Origin of the sequence: Streptomyces sp. So13.3, assembly GCF_005860785.2 — a bacterium.
Lineage (GTDB): Bacteria > Actinomycetota > Actinomycetes > Streptomycetales > Streptomycetaceae > Actinacidiphila > Actinacidiphila fildesensis.
In genome coordinates, this window is record NZ_CP048835.1 from 8,606,725 (window position 1) to 8,622,217 (window position 15,493).

The 15,493-nt window shown below is 71.7% G+C and carries 15 protein-coding genes; 10 read left to right on the forward strand and 5 right to left on the reverse strand.

Annotated elements, in window-relative coordinates; genetic code table 11:
- Positions 1-23 precede the first annotated feature (23 nt).
- Complete coding sequence (locus C8250_RS38320; protein WP_244809643.1) at positions 24-881, reverse strand: RICIN domain-containing protein; 858 nt, start codon at positions 879-881, stop codon at positions 24-26.
- A 309-nt stretch (positions 882-1,190) separates the two neighbouring features.
- On the opposite strand from C8250_RS38320, the gene C8250_RS38325 reads away from it, so the two are divergent.
- From C8250_RS38325 to C8250_RS38350, 6 genes are all read left to right on the forward strand, one after another.
- Positions 1,191-2,711, forward strand: coding sequence for an NAD(P)/FAD-dependent oxidoreductase (locus C8250_RS38325; RefSeq protein ID WP_138354360.1), 1,521 nt, complete (start codon positions 1,191-1,193; stop codon positions 2,709-2,711).
- Positions 2,708-3,529: a fatty acid desaturase gene (locus tag C8250_RS38330; RefSeq protein ID WP_198357547.1), complete on the forward strand. Its 822-nt coding sequence runs from the start codon at positions 2,708-2,710 to the stop codon at positions 3,527-3,529. Before C8250_RS38325 ends, C8250_RS38330 begins: the two co-directional genes overlap by 4 nt.
- Positions 3,522-4,118 carry a TetR family transcriptional regulator gene (locus C8250_RS38335; protein WP_138354361.1) on the forward strand — a complete coding sequence of 199 codons (597 nt, stop codon included), beginning with the start codon at positions 3,522-3,524 and terminating at the stop codon, positions 4,116-4,118. The genes C8250_RS38330 and C8250_RS38335 overlap by 8 nt, the downstream gene beginning before the upstream one ends.
- Before the next feature lie 85 nt (positions 4,119-4,203).
- Positions 4,204-5,040 carry an NAD(P)H-binding protein gene (locus tag C8250_RS38340; protein WP_138354362.1) on the forward strand — a complete coding sequence of 279 codons (837 nt, stop codon included), beginning with the start codon at positions 4,204-4,206 and terminating at the stop codon, positions 5,038-5,040.
- Positions 5,041-5,231: 191 nt separating this feature from the next.
- Positions 5,232-5,435 carry a cold-shock protein gene (locus C8250_RS38345; protein ID WP_138354363.1) on the forward strand — a complete coding sequence of 68 codons (204 nt, stop codon included), beginning with the start codon at positions 5,232-5,234 and terminating at the stop codon, positions 5,433-5,435.
- 179 nt (positions 5,436-5,614) lie between these two features.
- A complete protein-coding gene (locus C8250_RS38350) occupies positions 5,615-6,280 on the forward strand; it encodes an NAD(P)H-binding protein (RefSeq protein ID WP_138354364.1) in 666 nt (221 codons plus the stop codon).
- 125 nt (positions 6,281-6,405) lie between these two features.
- Here C8250_RS38350 and C8250_RS38355 read toward each other — a convergent pair whose 3' ends face one another.
- On the reverse strand, positions 6,406-7,419 hold the full coding sequence (locus C8250_RS38355) for an alpha/beta hydrolase (protein WP_138354365.1): 1,014 nt from the start codon (positions 7,417-7,419) through the stop codon (positions 6,406-6,408).
- A 489-nt stretch (positions 7,420-7,908) separates the two neighbouring features.
- Between C8250_RS38355 and C8250_RS38360 the strand changes: the two genes are divergently transcribed.
- Entirely contained in the window at positions 7,909-8,664 is a 756-nt protein-coding gene (locus tag C8250_RS38360; protein ID WP_138354366.1) for a VWA domain-containing protein, read from the forward strand.
- A 48-nt stretch (positions 8,665-8,712) separates the two neighbouring features.
- Here the strand turns inward: C8250_RS38360 and C8250_RS38365 are convergent, their stop codons facing one another.
- The gene (locus C8250_RS38365) at positions 8,713-9,780 is read right to left on the reverse strand and encodes an ABC transporter permease (RefSeq protein ID WP_138354367.1); all 1,068 of its coding nucleotides are present in this window, start codon (positions 9,778-9,780) and stop codon (positions 8,713-8,715) included.
- Positions 9,777-10,691, reverse strand: coding sequence for an ABC transporter ATP-binding protein (locus C8250_RS38370; protein WP_138354368.1), 915 nt, complete (start codon positions 10,689-10,691; stop codon positions 9,777-9,779). Before C8250_RS38370 ends, C8250_RS38365 begins: the two co-directional genes overlap by 4 nt.
- Positions 10,692-10,913: 222 nt before the next feature.
- Here C8250_RS38370 and C8250_RS38375 point away from each other — a divergent pair, with 222 nt between their 5' ends.
- Complete coding sequence (locus C8250_RS38375) at positions 10,914-11,300, forward strand: ATP-binding protein (RefSeq protein WP_138354369.1); 387 nt, start codon at positions 10,914-10,916, stop codon at positions 11,298-11,300.
- A 236-nt stretch (positions 11,301-11,536) separates the two neighbouring features.
- Positions 11,537-11,785 (forward strand): hypothetical protein, encoded by a 249-nt coding sequence (locus C8250_RS38380; RefSeq protein ID WP_138354370.1) that lies wholly within the window; start codon positions 11,537-11,539, stop codon positions 11,783-11,785.
- Between the two features lie 97 nt (positions 11,786-11,882).
- On the opposite strand, the gene C8250_RS38385 is transcribed toward C8250_RS38380, so the two are convergent.
- Complete coding sequence (locus C8250_RS38385) at positions 11,883-14,006, reverse strand: alpha-galactosidase (protein WP_138354371.1); 2,124 nt, start codon at positions 14,004-14,006, stop codon at positions 11,883-11,885.
- Between the two features lie 178 nt (positions 14,007-14,184).
- Between C8250_RS38385 and C8250_RS38390 the strand changes: the two genes are divergently transcribed.
- Positions 14,185-15,357 (forward strand): ROK family transcriptional regulator, encoded by a 1,173-nt coding sequence (locus C8250_RS38390; protein WP_138354372.1) that lies wholly within the window; start codon positions 14,185-14,187, stop codon positions 15,355-15,357.
- Positions 15,358-15,493 lie beyond the last annotated feature (136 nt).

Below are 15,493 nucleotides of genomic sequence, written 5' to 3' on the forward strand. Positions count from 1 at the left end.
CCCGGGCGGCTGCCCCTGTCGGGTCAGCGCAGCCGCCACTTCTGGTTGGGCGTGCCCTTGCAGGTCCACAACTGGACCTTGGAGCCGCTCGCGGTGGCGTTGTTCGCCACGTCGACGCACTTGTTGGCCTGCGGGTTCACCAGGTCGCCTGCGCCGCTCATGATGAAGCGCTGGGCCGGGTTGCCGCTGCACCGGGCCAGCTGGATGAGGGCCCCGTCGTCATGGGATCCCCAGGCCACGTCCATGCAGTAGCCCATCGACCGCACCGTGCCGTCGGACTGGAAGTCCCAGCGCTGGCTGTTGGCCCCGTTGCAGCTGCCGATCTGCAGAGCGAGGCCGTCGGTCCCCGTGCCACCGGGGACGGTGATGCAGCGACCCGAACCCGTGCCGACCACGGCCGAGCCGGGAGCGATGGAGGGCTTGGGCTTCGGCGCGGGCGCCTTGGACGGCACCGAAGCCGGCGGAGCGGGCCGCGGCCTGCTCTGCGGCTGCCCCCCAGCGGCGATCGGCGGGGCCGCGACCGAACCGGGCCCGTTCGGGGCGGCGGGCGGCTGGGCCGTTGCCTGTGACTGGGGCTGCGTCCCGGAGGACGTCTGCCGCGGGGTCGCGGCGGGGGTGGTCGGGGTCCCCTTGGACGGCGCGGCGACCACCGGACGGTCGGCTGCCGCCGTCTCCATCGTGAGGTCGATATGGCTGATCAGCGGCACCGTCAGGGCGGCGATACCGACCACCGCCGCCACGGCGACGGTGGTCGCCCAGACCCGCCGGCCGGGCAGCAGCCCGCTCCGGGGCACCGTGGGGCGGCGCGCGAAGGTGTCGGAGAAGCGGGGCTCGGAGCTGTCGGGACGCTCGGAGGACTGCTTCGGGGGAAGGGACGCCACGTGGTCTCCTGTCGGGATCAGGAGGTGTGCGCAGGAGGCGCCGGCGCAATGCCATCAACCGTTCCCAGAGGGCGGGTTGAGGCACTGACCACTCGCTCTGACCTCGCTCACCGGATACGTGGCCAGTGTACCTATCTCCCGCCCGCGCCTTTCGCGGGACCCCACCGGGCGGACCCGCGGACATTCACCGGCCGTGTGCCGCGCACCCGTCCCCGCCCTGGCGCCCACGTCTCCATATCGCCCTGATCCGGACGGAGTTCTCCGGGCCCGGGTATTGACCCGCACCGTGTTGCCCATCATTCTGAACGCATGTTCAGAACGAACGTTCAGAACGAACTCGGGCCGGCCGACGTCGCGGTGATCGGCGGCGGTATGGCGGGAATGGCGACGGCGTTGCGGCTGCAGGCCGCCGGAGTGTCCACGGTGGTGCTGGAGGCGCACGGTCATGCCGGCGGGTGTGCCGGCTACTACCGCAAGCGGGGCTTCTCGTTCGACGTGGGGGCGACGACGCTGGTCGACTTCGCGCCCGGCGGGGTCGGCTCCGAGCTGCTGGAGAGCGTCGGTATCGCACCGCTGGACGCACACGAACTGCCGGGCTACCGGGCCTTCCTGCCCGACCGCGAGGTCGTACTGCACCGCGATCCGGCCGCCTGGCATGCCGAGCGGCTGCGGATGCTCGGTGACACCGACCGGCACCGGCGCTTCTGGGACCTGCTCGACCGGTTGGCGGGGACCTTCTGGCGGGCCAGCCGGTCGGGTGTGCGGCTGCCGGTCCGCGGTCCCGCCGACGCGCTGCGGGACCTGCGGGCGATCGGCATCGCCGGGATTCCGCTCGCCCGCCATGTGAACCGGACCCTCGGGGACGCGCTGCGCGCCCACGGCCTGCGGGACGACGCGGCGCTGGTCGGGCTGCTCGGCATGCTCGTCGAGGACACCGTGCACACCGGTGTCGACGACGCGCCGCTGATCAACGCGGCGCTCGGGGTGACGATCCGGGGCGCCGGACTCAGCCGGCACACCGGCGGTATGCACGGTTTCTGGCGGGTCCTGGTGGCGCACTACCGGGGACTCGGCGGCCGGCTCCGCACGGGGTGCGAGGTGTCGCGCGTCGACGGCGCGGCGGGGAGCTATCGGGTGACGACCCGGCAGGGCGTTCTCCTGGCCCGGCGCGTGGTCTGCGCGATACCCGCCGTCACCACCGCCAGGATCTGCGCCACACTGCCGGTCGCCCGCAGGCTGCGGCCGTTCCTGGAGCGCGACGCGGACGCGTCGGGCGGCGCGTGCGTGGTGTTCCTCGGGGTGCCCGACTCCGAGGTGTCCGGCCAGGAGCTGACCCACCATCAACTGCTGCAGTCGTACGACCGGCCGCTGGGCGACGGGAACAACATGTTCGTCTCCGTCTCCGAGCCGGGGGACCCGCTCAGCGCCCCGCCGGGGCACCGGGCGGTGATGATCTCCACGCACACCGATCTGGCCGACTGGGCCGGGCTCGACGCGACCGCGTACGAGCAGCGCAAGAAGGAGATCGGCGAGCGCCTCGTCACCTGTGCGCGGCGGGCCTACCCGCGGTTGGGGGAGCGGGCCGTGATCGCCCAGACCGGCACGCCCCGCAGCTACGAGCGCTTCGGGTTCCGTCCCGCCGGCGCGGTCGGCGGTCCGCGCCAGCACCTGCGCAACACCAATCAGCACGCCGTCCCGCACGATCTCGGCGGACCCGGCCTCTGGCTCGTCGGGGACTCGACCTGGCCAGGACTGGGCACCGTCGCCTGCGTGCTGGGCAGCCGCATCGTCGCCGAGGGCATGCTGCGTGAGAAGGGATCGACCCGGTGAAGCAGTCCGACCCGGTGGACCGGCCCGACGCCGTCCACCAGCCCAGCCTGGCCGAGCTCGGTGCGGACCTGCTGGTCACCTCGCGCCGGCGGCGGCTGATCGCGCTGTGCCGTCCGTTCGCGGGGGTGTCGCTCTTCGCGGTCGTGGCGTGGCTGCGCTGGTGGTGGCTCACACCGGTGATCGTCTTCGGCGTCTTCGTCTCGGTCGTCACCGTCACGCACGACGTCGTGCACCGGACGATCGGCCTGTCGGCGCGGGCCACCGACTGGGCGCTGTTCGCGACCGGGCTGGTGCTGCTGGAGAGTGGGCACGCGTACCGCGCCACGCACACCCAGCACCACCGGCTCTTCCCGCACCCCGACGACCCGGAGGGACACCCCGCCGACCTGTCGCTCCTCGGTGCGCTGCTGCACGGACCGGTGTTCCTCGTCCGCCTGTGGTTCTGGTCCTACCGGCGCGGCCGGGACCGCGGTTGGCTCCTCGCGGAGGCGGCCGTGCCCGTCACGGTGCTCGGCGGCGGCGTGGTGCTCTGGCCGTACACGCCCGGAGTGCTGGCCTACGCGGTGATGATGATCGTCGGAAGCTGGGTGTACCCACTGCTGACGGTGTATCTGCCGCACCACGACTACGGTGACACGCCGCTGACCCAGACCCGTACGCTGCGGGGCCGGATCATCCCCGCGATGTTCCTGGAGCTGACCTACCACCTCGAACACCATCTGTACCCGCAGGTGCCGAGCCACCATCTGCCGGAACTGGCGCGCCGGCTCGAGACGTACCTCGCCGCCAACGGCGTCCGGGCGGTGCGTGTTGTCTGACACCCGTGGCCGGGTACTCGACGCCGCCCTGTCCTGCCTCGTGGCGCACGGCTTCGGCGGCACCACCGCGCGGGCGATAGCGCAGGCGGGCGGCTTCGCGCCCGGCGTCATCTACTACCACTTCACCGATCTGGACGACCTGTTGGTCGCGACGCTCGCGCACACCTGCGAGGCGCGCGCCAAGCGGTACCGGGCCGAGTTGTCGGACGTGGACCGCGCCGGGCGCGCGGTCGAGGTGCTCCGGATGCTCTACGACGAGGACACCGCGGTCGGGCACATCGCCGCAGTCCAGGAGATCTACGCCGGAGCGCGACCGGGGTCGCGGCTCGCCGCCCAACTGTCGCTGGAGACCCGGCGCTGGGAGGAACTGGCGGAGGAGCTGCTGACGACGCTGCTGCGCGGCAAGCCCCTCGCCTCCGTGGTGCGGGTGCCCGTGGTGGCCAGCGCGGCCGTGGCGTTCTACCTCGGCATGGAGACCCTCACCCACCTCGACGGCGACCGGTCGCGTCCGGCGGCGCTCTTCGACCAGGCCGCTCGGATCGCCACCGTCTTCGACCGGATCCCGCGGCTGCGCCGGCGATCCTCGTAGCGCCTCGCCCGCACCCCCATTCACCGTCTGCCGCACCCGCTGTGAGACTGGCTGCCTGATCGCCGTCAAGGAAAGGCCGCTCCTCATGAAGATCCTGGTCACCGGGGCCTCCGGCCACGTCGGTGGGGAGCTCGTCTCCCAACTCGCCGCGCAGGGGCGTGCGGTGCGCGCCCTGGTGCGCGACCCGTCGGCGTTCGAGGCGCCGCCGGGCGCGGAGGTGGCCGCGGGAGACCTCAACCGGCCGGAGAGTCTGACGGAGGCTCTGAACGGGGTCGACGCGATGTTCCTGCTGGGCGGGTTCGCGGACATGCCCGGTGTGCTGGCCGGCGCGCGAGCCGCCGGCGTGCGGCATGTCGTGCTGCTGTCCTCACGTTCCGTCGTGGGCGGCAACCCGGAGAACGCCGTCGTCGCGATGCACCAGGGCTCCGAAGTGGCGGTGCGCGAATCCGGCCTGGGCTGGACGCTGTTGCGGCCGAGCGGATTCATGTCCAACACCTTCGAGTGGCAGGGCCAGCTCCGTGCGGGCGACATCGTGCGCGCGCCGTTCGCCGGGGTGCCGATCGCCGCGATCGACCCCCACGACATCGCCGCGGTCGCCGCGGCCGTGCTGGGCCGTGACGAGCACCACGGCCACAGTCACCCCCTCAGCGGCCCCGCCGCGCAGCGCCCCGTCGAGCGCGCCGAGATCCTCGCCAAGGTGCTGGGCCGGCCGCTGCGCTTCGAGGGGCAGCCCGATGACGAGGCACGGGCCGAGATGCTCGGCAACGGGGTTCCGGAGCGCTATGTCGACGCGTTCTTCCGCTTCTTCGTCGACGGCGAGTTCGACGACACCCCGGTTCTCCCCACGGTCGAGGACCTCACCGGGCGTCCGCCCCGGACCTTCGAGGACTGGGCCCGCGCTCACGCCGACGCCTTCCGGTGAGGTACGAAACGCTCGGTCACCGTACCGGTCCGCCGCGTCGGACGAGGGTCGCCGGCTGCGGCGTGATCACGCACCGAGGCGGTCGTATAAGCGGGCCGCAGGTGGGGTAGAACGGTGGCGGACATCCTGATCCGGGGTGTCCGCGGCGCCCGTTGCGGGCGGCACTGTCACGGACGAAGGATGCAAAAACGATGGCCAGCGGCACGGTGAAGTGGTTCAACTCGGAAAAGGGCTTCGGGTTCATCGCCCAGGACGGCGGCGGCGCCGACGTCTTCGCCCACTACTCCAACATCTCGGGCACCGGCTATCGCGAGCTCGCGGAGGGCGAGCATGTGACCTTCGATGTCACGCAGGGCCAGAAGGGACCGCAGGCGGAGAACATCGTCCGCGGCTGACACCCCGGGTGCGGGAAGAGACCGGCGCCCCGCCGGCCCGGTCTCTTCCCGGAACCCCGCTCTCTCCCGCAGGCCGTCCCGGGCCGCGGACGAGACGTGGGCCACATCCCTGGCGTGGATGTCACATCGCGAGTGGCCGGGCCGCTCTCAGATGGTGACCACGACACAGGGAGCACCCAGTGAAACTCACCATCTTCGCCGCGACCGGCGGGATCGGCCGGCAGATCCTCGACCAGGCCGTCGGGGCGGGCCATGACGTCACCGCGGTCGTGCGGAACCCGGCCAAGGTATCCGGACCGATACGCATCGTCACCGCCGACCTGGCCTCCGCCGATCCGGAGACACTCCAGTCCGCGATCTCCGGCGCGGACGCCGTTCTGTCCGGTCTCGGTGCCCGCTCGAAGTCCGAGGCGGGCGTGGCCTGGCAGGGGACGCGGGCCATGGTGCAGGCGATGCGGGCGACGGATGTCCGGCGCATCGTCGTCGTCAGCGCGGCCCCGATCGGCACAGTGGCCTCGCCCGGCGTTCCGAACCCGCCGAAGCACGATCCCGGCGACGGATTCCTCATGCGTCATGTGTTCGGCCCGCTGGTGAAGGCCGCACTGCGGGACCACTACGCCGACCTCGCGCGGATGGAGGACATCCTGCGCGGGAGCACCCTGGACTGGACCGTGGTCCGGCCCCCGAAGCTGACCGACAAGGCCCTGACCGGGACCTACCGCACCGCGTACGAACAGAACGTACGAGGCGGTTGGTCGGTATCGCGCGCCGACGTCGCCCATTGCATGCTCGACGTCCTCGAGCGCCCCGAGACGGTCGGCCGGGCGATCGGCATCGCCGGCTGAGTCCGAGAGCCGACAGGGCCGGTGACGTGACCGGCCATCGGCGACCGGCGACCGGCGAAGAACCCCGCGGAGAGCCCGGCCCGCACGGGGGGCCGGGCTCCTCGTCGTGCGGGACGACCCGTGGTTCAGCGTGGGGCGAGGGTCGTCCCGAGCCGCTCGGTGGTGTTCCCGTACGGCAGATCGGAGAGCGACAGGTCGGTGCAGAACCGGGTGACGAGGTCGGCGAAGTCCGCGATGCGCTCGACGGGCGCCAGGTGATCGGTCTCCTTGATGGTGGTGAACCACGCCGCGGGCAGCTGGGCGGCCACCTCGCGGCCCATCTCGGGCGTGGTCAGCGTGTCGTACTCACCGGTGACCACCAGGCTGGGGATGGCGGGCGACGGTTCGGGGCGGTACCACTCGTGGCGCATCAACCGGGTGTTGTGCTCGGCGGACTTGCGCAGCTCCTCGGGGCTCTGGCCGACGATCTGCTGGTAGACCAGCCGGGAGACGGCGGCGTGCTTGCGGACATGGCCGGTGCCAGGAGGGGACATGAAGCGGTCCGCGAGTTCGCGCGCGATCGGCTCCGTCTCACCGCGTTCGATCATGACGGACCAGCGCTCCATCGCCTCGGCGTAGCCGGCGGGGATACGGGTGGTCATGCCGACCAGCAGGAGGCGCTTGACGAGTGCGGGGTAGTGCTGGGCGAAACGCAGACCGATGGCCCCGCCGTAGCAGGCGGCGACGAGGTTGATGCGGGGCAGGCCGAGCTCCTCGACGAGGTGGCGGACGGCCGCCGCCAGGAAGTCGACCCCGTACTTGGCGGGCAGGAAATCGGCGGTGCCGTAGCCGGGGAGGTCGACGGTGATCACCTGGCCCAGCGGGGCCAGCCACTTCTCGTGGCGCACCCAGGAGTTGCGGTCCTGGGACGATCCGCCGAGAACCAGGACCGGCTCGGTGCGGGGGGTGCCCTGGCGCACGATGCGGCAGGTGAAGCGGAAGCCGTCGAAGGTCAGATCCCGCTCCTCCACCCGGACGGGTGGGGTCGTCCCCTGGTCTCCCAGGACTCCGTGGGCCGCCTGGGCCTGTCCGGGGAGGGTGGCGGTGGCGCCGAGCCGGTCCGCCCCACGGTCCTGGGGAGGTGCGGTGTCGGTGGACATGAAGGGCTCCAGAATTCAGGGAGGGCGGTGTGACGCCGTCCCCGGCCGCGGCGGGCGGGAACGGCGTCCGGACCGTTCCGCCTGTATGACGTGACCCGGGAGGAGTCGGCGGACAGCCCGGTGACGAAGAGCGAACGCCCAGCGCCCGCCGTGCGCTGCGTCCACGCACAAGGGGCCGATCGCCGCTTCGATCACCAATAGGTGTTCGTTGCAGTCTGTTTGCCCGGATTGGTCGGAACACCCTTTGCGGGGTTGATTCACCTGTTCAGGTGATGGGAGACGTCACTCTGGGTGAACGTTCCGAGGAGCTCTGCTGACGTTCGTCACACGAAGGAGCCATCTGCCGCGGCACTCCGTACAGGAGCTCGCGTTGAACCTCCGACCCGTTGAGGCGCCGGGCCGCGCACGCTCCCAACAGGGTCCGGGGCCCGGCGGGTTGGACGTACCGTTCTCCCAAGGTCGCTTTCGCAGCTCGCACGGGGGAATCTCATGGCCATCGACTACGTCAAGCGTCCCGCCGCCCCCAGCCCGGCGATCGATCTCGTGAAGGTGCGGGCCAGTGCGCCCCGGCTCGTCGATCTGTACAAGTCGGCCCGGGTCTCGCTGGAGAAGGCCGGGATGGCCGGTCAGCGCGCCGCGGTCTATCTGGTCCTGGACCGCTCGGGGAGCATGCGCCGTTACTACAAGAACGGCACCGTCCAGCATCTCGCCGAGCAGGCGCTCGGCCTGGCCGCGAACCTCGACGACGACGGTGTCGTGCCGGTGGTCTTCTTCTCGACGGAGGTCGACGGTGTCGCGGACCTCGGCCTGACCGACTACGAGGGCCGGATCGGCGCCCTGCACGCGGGCTTCGGCCGCATGGGCCGCACCAACTACCACCTGGCCATGCAGGCGGTCATCGACCATTACGCCGACTCGGGCGCCACCGATCCGGCCTTCGTCATCTTCCAGACCGACGGCAGCCCCAGTTCCAGGACCGCCGCCGAGCATGTCCTGTGCACCGCCGCCCGGTTGCCGATCTTCTGGCAGTTCGTGGCCTTCGGGAACCCCGACGACCGTCAGTTCGACTTCCTCCGCAAGCTCGACGACCTGCCGGTACCGGCCAAGCGCGTGGTCGACAACGCGGGGTTCTTCCCCGCGGGAGACGATCCGCGCGCCCTGTCCGATGCCGAGCTCTATCAGCGGCTCACGCAGGAGTTCGGTTCCTGGATCACCGCCGCCACCGCCGCGGGCATCATCCGCTGACCCTCGTGTCCCGAAGCAACAGGCCGGGCGCGCTCACCTCGGCGCCGCTCACGCGTCGTCCCAGCGGAACAGCCGCACCGCCAGCAGGGTGAGCACCGCGGTGAAGAGCAGCAGCCCGCCGATCGTCGGCAGCGCGTCGCCCCAGCCGCCGCCCCTGGTCAGCACGTTCTGCATGGCCGTGGACAGATGGTGCAGCGGCAGCACCGTCGAGATCGTCTTGAGCCAGCCGGGAGCGCTGTCCAGCGGGAAGAAAGATCCGGACAGGAACGCCATCGGCAGCACGATCAACTGTGCGGCCGCCGTGGCCGTCTGCTCGGTCTTCGCCCAGGATCCGACGAGCAGGCCGATCGACATGAACGCCAGCGACCCGGACAGCACCAGCGGCAGCGCGATCCACCACTGTCCGGTGAGTTTCAGCCCGTAGTACGGCAACGTCGCCACCCCGAGGAACACGGCCATCTGCAACAGCGCCACCAGGAGCGTCACCGCGACCGGGGCGGCGACCACGGCGGGCAGCCGCACCGGAGCCAGCCGCAGCCGGCGCAGGATGAACTTCTTGCGCCACACCACCAGGGTCAGCGCGGCCGTGAACGTGCCGGAGGTGGCGATGGCCCAGCCCAGCAGGCCCGGGGTGAGGTACTGGATCGGCTTGGTCGACAGATCCTCGACCTGGGACGCCTGCAGGACGTACGTGGGCGGAGCGTGGCTCGCGTCCTGGTTGGCCTGCTGGACGATGCCGTTGACGACACCCTGCACGGTCGCGGCGCGGGTGGCGTCGGCGACGGAGTAGCGGAGCACCAGCCGGCCGTCGGGGCCCTGGCTGACCAGTCCGTCGTCGTCGCCGTTCCTGACCTTCTCGAGGGCGTCCGCCTGGTCGTCGTCCCGGACCAGTGTCACCTCCTCGTTCAGCTGCGCGCGTTGGTCCGGCGTCATGGAGTCGAAGAGGACGACCGGGCCGTTCTGCAGCAGCGTGATGTGGGGTGCCGAGGCGCCCTTGAACAACGAGCCGAACAGCAGCAGGAACAGCAGCGGGAACAGAACCGTGAAGAACACCGCGGCGCGGTCGCGGCTCCAGCCCAGCAGTTGGGCTCTGGCGAGGGAGCGGAAGGCGGTCATGCGCGGTACTCCCGTCCGGTGAGCTGCAGGAACACATCCTCCAAGGTGGCCCCGCGCACCTCCAGGCCGCGTAGCGCGTCCTGCTCCGCGAGCAGGGCGAGCACCGGGGCCGGGGTGCGGGTGGCGATCGTCAGGGTGACGCCGTCGTCGGCGACGTCGGCCCGCGTTCCGGACCCGGCCAGCAGCTCACGCGCCCGGTCGGCGGTGAGCCGGCCGGACTCCACGGTCAGCCGGGTCGGTGCGTCCAGCTCCCTGACCAGGGTGGCCGGCGGATCGGTCTTCAGGATCCGGCCGTGGTCCATCACCGCGACCCGGTCGCACAGGATCTCGGCCTCGTCCAGGTAGTGGGTGGTCAGCACGACGGTCCGGCCCTCGGCGTTGATCTCCCGCAGCAGATCCCACAGATTGCGGCGGGCCTGCGGGTCGAGACCCGTGGTCGGCTCGTCGAGGAACAGCAGCTCCGGGTCGTGGACCAGGGCGCAGGCGATGGCCAGGCGCTGCCCCTGGCCGCCGGACAGCTTCTCGGCCGCGGTGCCCGCCGAGTCGGCGAGTCCGACCCGGGCCAGCATCGCGTCCGCCCGCGCCGCTCCGACGCCGTACAGCGAGCCGAACGTGACGATCTGCTCGCGCGCGGTCAGCCGTTCGAAGAACGCGGACGCCTGCAGCTGCACCCCGATCCGCGGCAGCAGCGCGGAGTTGCGCGGCCAGGGGCTCAGTCCCAGTACCCGCGCACTGCCCTCGTCCGGCTTGCGCAGCCCCTCCAGGATCTCGAGGGTCGTGGTCTTCCCGGCCCCGTTGGGCCCGAGCACCCCGAAGAACTCCCCGGACTTCACCTCCAGGTCGACGCCGTCGACGGCCTGGACGTCCCCGTACCGCTTGCGCAGCCCTTCGGCCGCGATCGCTGCAGTCATGGGCACACCTTAGGGGCGGTATTCGGCCCCACCGGGCTCGATCGCCTGTTCCCGTCCCACCGGTTCCGAAGCGGAACGGGAGCGTCCGGGGCAAGCGGGGGGAGTGCGGAGGCGGTGGATCGCGCCGGGGTGGGCAGGCGCAGGGCAGGCGTGAAATGGCCGGGAGGCGCTGGGTGGTGGGGTCGCCGGTCCCAGGAGGAAGGCTGACGAGGGTGATTCTCGATGATGGTTGAGCGGTTCTTGAAGGTCTCCGTCGCGAAGGGCGGCGTCGCGGAGGCGCGGGCCTGGGCCTGTGCACAGCTGGAGGGGTTCAGCTGGCCCGCGCACTGGCGGCCGGACTACAACGTGGTCGCCCTGTTGGTGTCGGAGCTGGTGACGAACGCGGTGCGGCACGCCTCCGGCGCCGTGGGCCTGCGGCTGATGTGGGACGAGCGGCGGCTGCGGATCGCCGTGGACGACTCCTCCACGGTCCTGCCCGTGGTGCGACCGGCGCGGCCGGACCTGCCCGGCGGGCACGGTCTGAACCTGGTGCAACGGCTGTCCGGCGGCTGGGGTGTGGTCCCGCGGGCCGGAGGCAAGCGGGTGTGGGCCGATCTGGTCCCGGGCTAGGCCGCCGTATCCCTGATAGCAGCGACGCGCTTCCGTACACTTGGTCCAGCTGTGGGCCCGGGCTCCCTCCGGGCCCATCAGTATGTCCGCCCGCTGCTGTCCGCCCGCTGCTGTCCGCCCACCGGTGTCCGCCGCCCGGGTGGTCCGCGTCCCTCGATTGGCCTGCCGGTGTGGCGCGACCGCGGCATCCGGGTCATGATCGGCTCGGTAGCCCCTGCTGTGAGGAGCGGATGTTCATGTCGGAGCGCAGCCGTCGCCAAGGAGCCGTAGAGGCCCCCTCCAGCCTGCCCATGGGCCACCCGCTCGGCGAGGTCGGCGACGAGTGGCTGCCCGGCGCCCCCACCCGGCCCCGCGAGGACGGCGACCGGACGGCCCCGCCCACCGGGAAGCACACCCCGTCCCGCAACCTCGCGTACGGCGACTACTGGGTCGAGAAGGACGGTGCCGACGGCGGCAGCGGCCGCAACGGCGAACGGAACGCCTGACCGCTGCGGAACGCCTGGCCGTTGCGGAAGGCCCGGCCATGGCGGAACGCCCGAGCACTGCGGAGCGGACGCCGGTGAGCCCCGGGCCACTCGCGGCTCAGGGGACCCGGACCAGGTGCACCGCCGTGCTCGCCCAGTCGCCGTGCGGCAGGTCGGGGAGCAGGCCGTACCCGGTCAGTACCGCCGCGGAGTGCACGGAGCCACTGTCGGCGTCGCGGTAGCGGGCGGTGGGGTCGAGGCCGGCCAGCCGTAGCGGCAGCCGCGGACCGCCGTGCCGCGGAGTGCGCCGCCAGACCAGCAGCAGCGCCTCGCTCCGGTCGGCCGCGGTGTACTGCACGGCGGCCGGGCCTTCGTCGACGGGACCGCGCGGCCGGTGCAGGGTGCCGTGCTGCACCAGATGACGTACCCGCTTGTACTGCGCCAACAGGGCCGCGCCTTCGGTCAGTTCGTCGTCCGACCAGCGGGTGAGGTCGCCTCCGATGCCCAGTACTCCGGCCATCGCGACATGGAAGCGGAAACGCAGCGGCACGGTGCGGCCGGTGAGCTGGTTGGGCACATCGGTCACCCAGGCGGCCATGGTCCGGGCCGGGTAGATCTGGCCGTAGCCGTGCTGGATGTGCATCCGGTCGGCCGCGTCGGTGTTGTCGGAGGTCCAGGCCTGGTCGGTGCGGGACAGGATGCCCAGGTCCACCCGGCCGCCGCCACCGCTGCACGTCTCGATCCGCAGGCCGGGGTGGTCGGCGCGCAGCCGGTCGATGATCTCGTAGAGGTGGTGCACGTACGCCGTTCCCACGCGGTCGGCGCCGTCCGGCTGATCCGGCCAGCCGGCTTCGCTGAAGGCGCGGTTCATGTCCCATTTGAGGAAGTCGATGCCGTTGTCGCCGACCAGCCGGGTCAGCCAGCCGTACGCCCAGTCCGCGACGTCCCGGCGGGCGAAGTTCAGCACCAGCTGGTTGCGCAGCTCGGTCCTGGCGCGGTGCGGGAAGTGCAGCACCCAGTCCGGGTGCGCCCGGTAGAGGTCGCTGTCCGGGTTGACCATCTCGGGCTCCACCCACAGGCCGAACCGCATGCCGAGCTGGTGCACCTCACGGACCAGCGGGGTGAGGCCCTGGGGGAAACGGTCGGGGGACGGGGTCCAGTCGCCGAGTCCGGCCCGCTCGCTGCGGCGCGCGCCGAACCAGCCGTCGTCCATGACGTACAGCTCCACACCCAGCGCCGCCGCGCGGGCGGCCAGCTTGAGCTGGCCGGGCTCGTCCACGTCGAAGGCGGTGGCTTCCCACGAGTTGTAGAGCACGGGGCGCGTCTCGTCGGCGTGCGGCAGTACGTGGGCCAGGGTGTACGCGTGCCAGGCCCGGCTGGTCGCGCCGAAACCGCCGTCCGAGTGGAGCCCGGCGAAGCGGGGCGTGGTGAACTCCTCGCCGGGGCCGAGCGGCAGGACCGCCCCGTCGTGGCCGGCGCCGCCGGTGAACCCCGCCCGGCCGTCGGGGGACCGCTGCACGGTGATGCGCCAGCTGCCGCTCCAGGCGAGGGCCGCACTCCACACCTGGCCGTGGTCCTCGGTCGCGTCGCCGGCGTCCAGCATCACCCAGGGGTTGGTGTGATGGCTGGTGATGCCCCGGCGGCTGGTGAGCGTCGTCTCGCCGAACGGCACGCGGTCGCGGTGCAGTTGGGTCTCGGCCGACCACTGGCCGGTGACATGGCTGAGCCGGTGGTCCTCCCGGGCCGGAACGGTCCACGCGGCGGAGTCGGCACGGGGCAGCGTGACGGTGTCGTCGCCGGTGTTGCGCAGCACCGTCCAGCGTTCGATCACATCGCTGTCGTCGTGGACGCGGTAGTGGAGCGCGATCTCCAGGGGGTAGTGGCGGTCGCGGAACTCCAGGACCAGTTCGGCGGCCCCGGGCGCCGGTTCGTGCACGTGGTGGCCCGTCGCGAGCCATTCGAAGGCGCGGGTCCCGTCGGCGAAGCGCACCTGCAGCGACGGGACCCCGAACCGCGCTCCGCCGTCGACGGGCAGTTCCTCACCGACGGGTGGCGGTCCCTCGAAGCTGCTGGCAGGCGGGGGCGGGGGAGTGGCGAGCTCCTCGGCCTCCGCGAGGGTCAGCCGCGGTCCCCACGCGAGGTGGCAGGGCGCTCCCGTCCCGTCGACGCGCAGCGCGTACGAGGTGCGCGGGGTGCGGAGCAGCCAGACCCCGGTGTCGGGGGCGAAGGAGATCACAGGCATGGATCCTTACGTTCAGATAGCGCCTCGAGAGCAGTCGGCAGCCAACCCCGCTTGCGATCACCTGTCAATACCCATGACGGCACCTGCATTTGGAGGTCAAGATCCCACTGGGGCGACATCTTGAAAGGAGCTTACTTCTTTCATTGACAGCGGAAAAGAACCCCCTTACGTTTCGGCCATGCACTCGTCGCCTCGTACCGACGTGGTTCCGGCAGCGACGCCGGCCGCCTCCCTGGTCTTCACCACCGTGCTGTCCCACGGTCCGCTCACCCGGATCGAGATCGGCCGGCGGACCGCGCTGTCACCGGCGGCGGTCACCAAGGCGGTACGGCCGCTGATGGCGGCCGGCTATCTCGTCGAAGGCGTGGACGAGGAGGCGCGGGCGTCGCTGGGACGGCCCGCCAATCCCGTACGCGTCGACGGCGGCCGGGCGCTGTTCATCGGCGTCAAGGTGACCGGCGACGAGATCATCGCGGTGCTCACCGATCTGTGCTGCCGCATCCGGGTGGCCCGGCACGTCCAGCTCACCGCCCGCGACCCGGGCGCCGTGCTCGCCTCCATCGGCGCACTCGTCCAGGAGCTCCTCACGGAGGCCGAAGGGTTCGGTGTGCAGGTCAGCGGGCTGGGGCTGGCGGTGTCCGGCGATGTGGACCGGGTGGCAGGAGTGGTGCGCTACTCACCGTTCCTCGACTGGCGCGACGTGCCGCTCGCGGAACTGGCCGGCACGGTGACCGGCCTGCCGGTCACCGTCGACAACGACGTCCGCGCGCTCACCGTCGCCGAGCAGTGGTTCGGGGCCGGGGCCGGCGTGTCCGACTTCGCGCTGGTGACCGTCGGTGCGGGTATCGGCTGCGGACTCGTGGTGCACGGACGGGTGGTCTCCGGCGCGCACGGCGTCGCCGGTGAGATCGGCCATCTGTCCATCGACCCGCTCGGGCCGCTGTGCCACTGCGGAAACACCGGGTGTGTGGAGGCGATCGCCGGTGACGCCGCCATCATCCGCCGGGTCCGTGAGGTGACCGGACTGCCGGTCACCGACTCCGCCCGGGCCCTGGAGCTCGCGCACCAGGGCGACCCCGGCGCGCGAGAGGTGTACGCGCGGGCCGGGGAGGCGATCGGCCGGGCCATCGGGGCCGTCGTCAACGTCCTCGGACCGGAACGAGTGATCATCTCCGGCGAGGGACTGGCGGCGTACGACCTGTTCGCCGAGCACATCCGTGTCGCCTTCACCGCGTCCGCCTTCGGTACCGCCGCCCAGTGCGACGTCATGACCCGTCCACTGCCCTTCGAGGAGTGGGCGCGCGGCGCCGCGGCCACCGCGATCCAGTCCTTCATCGGCATCGACACGTAACGCACGTCCCCCGACCCCCACGGCGTGCCCCCCACGCACGCATGCCCCCCCACGCACACGTACGACCACCATGCCGCTCCGCAACGCCCTGCGCACGCCCATGCCCTCACAACAGGAGGTCCGACCCATGCGGTCA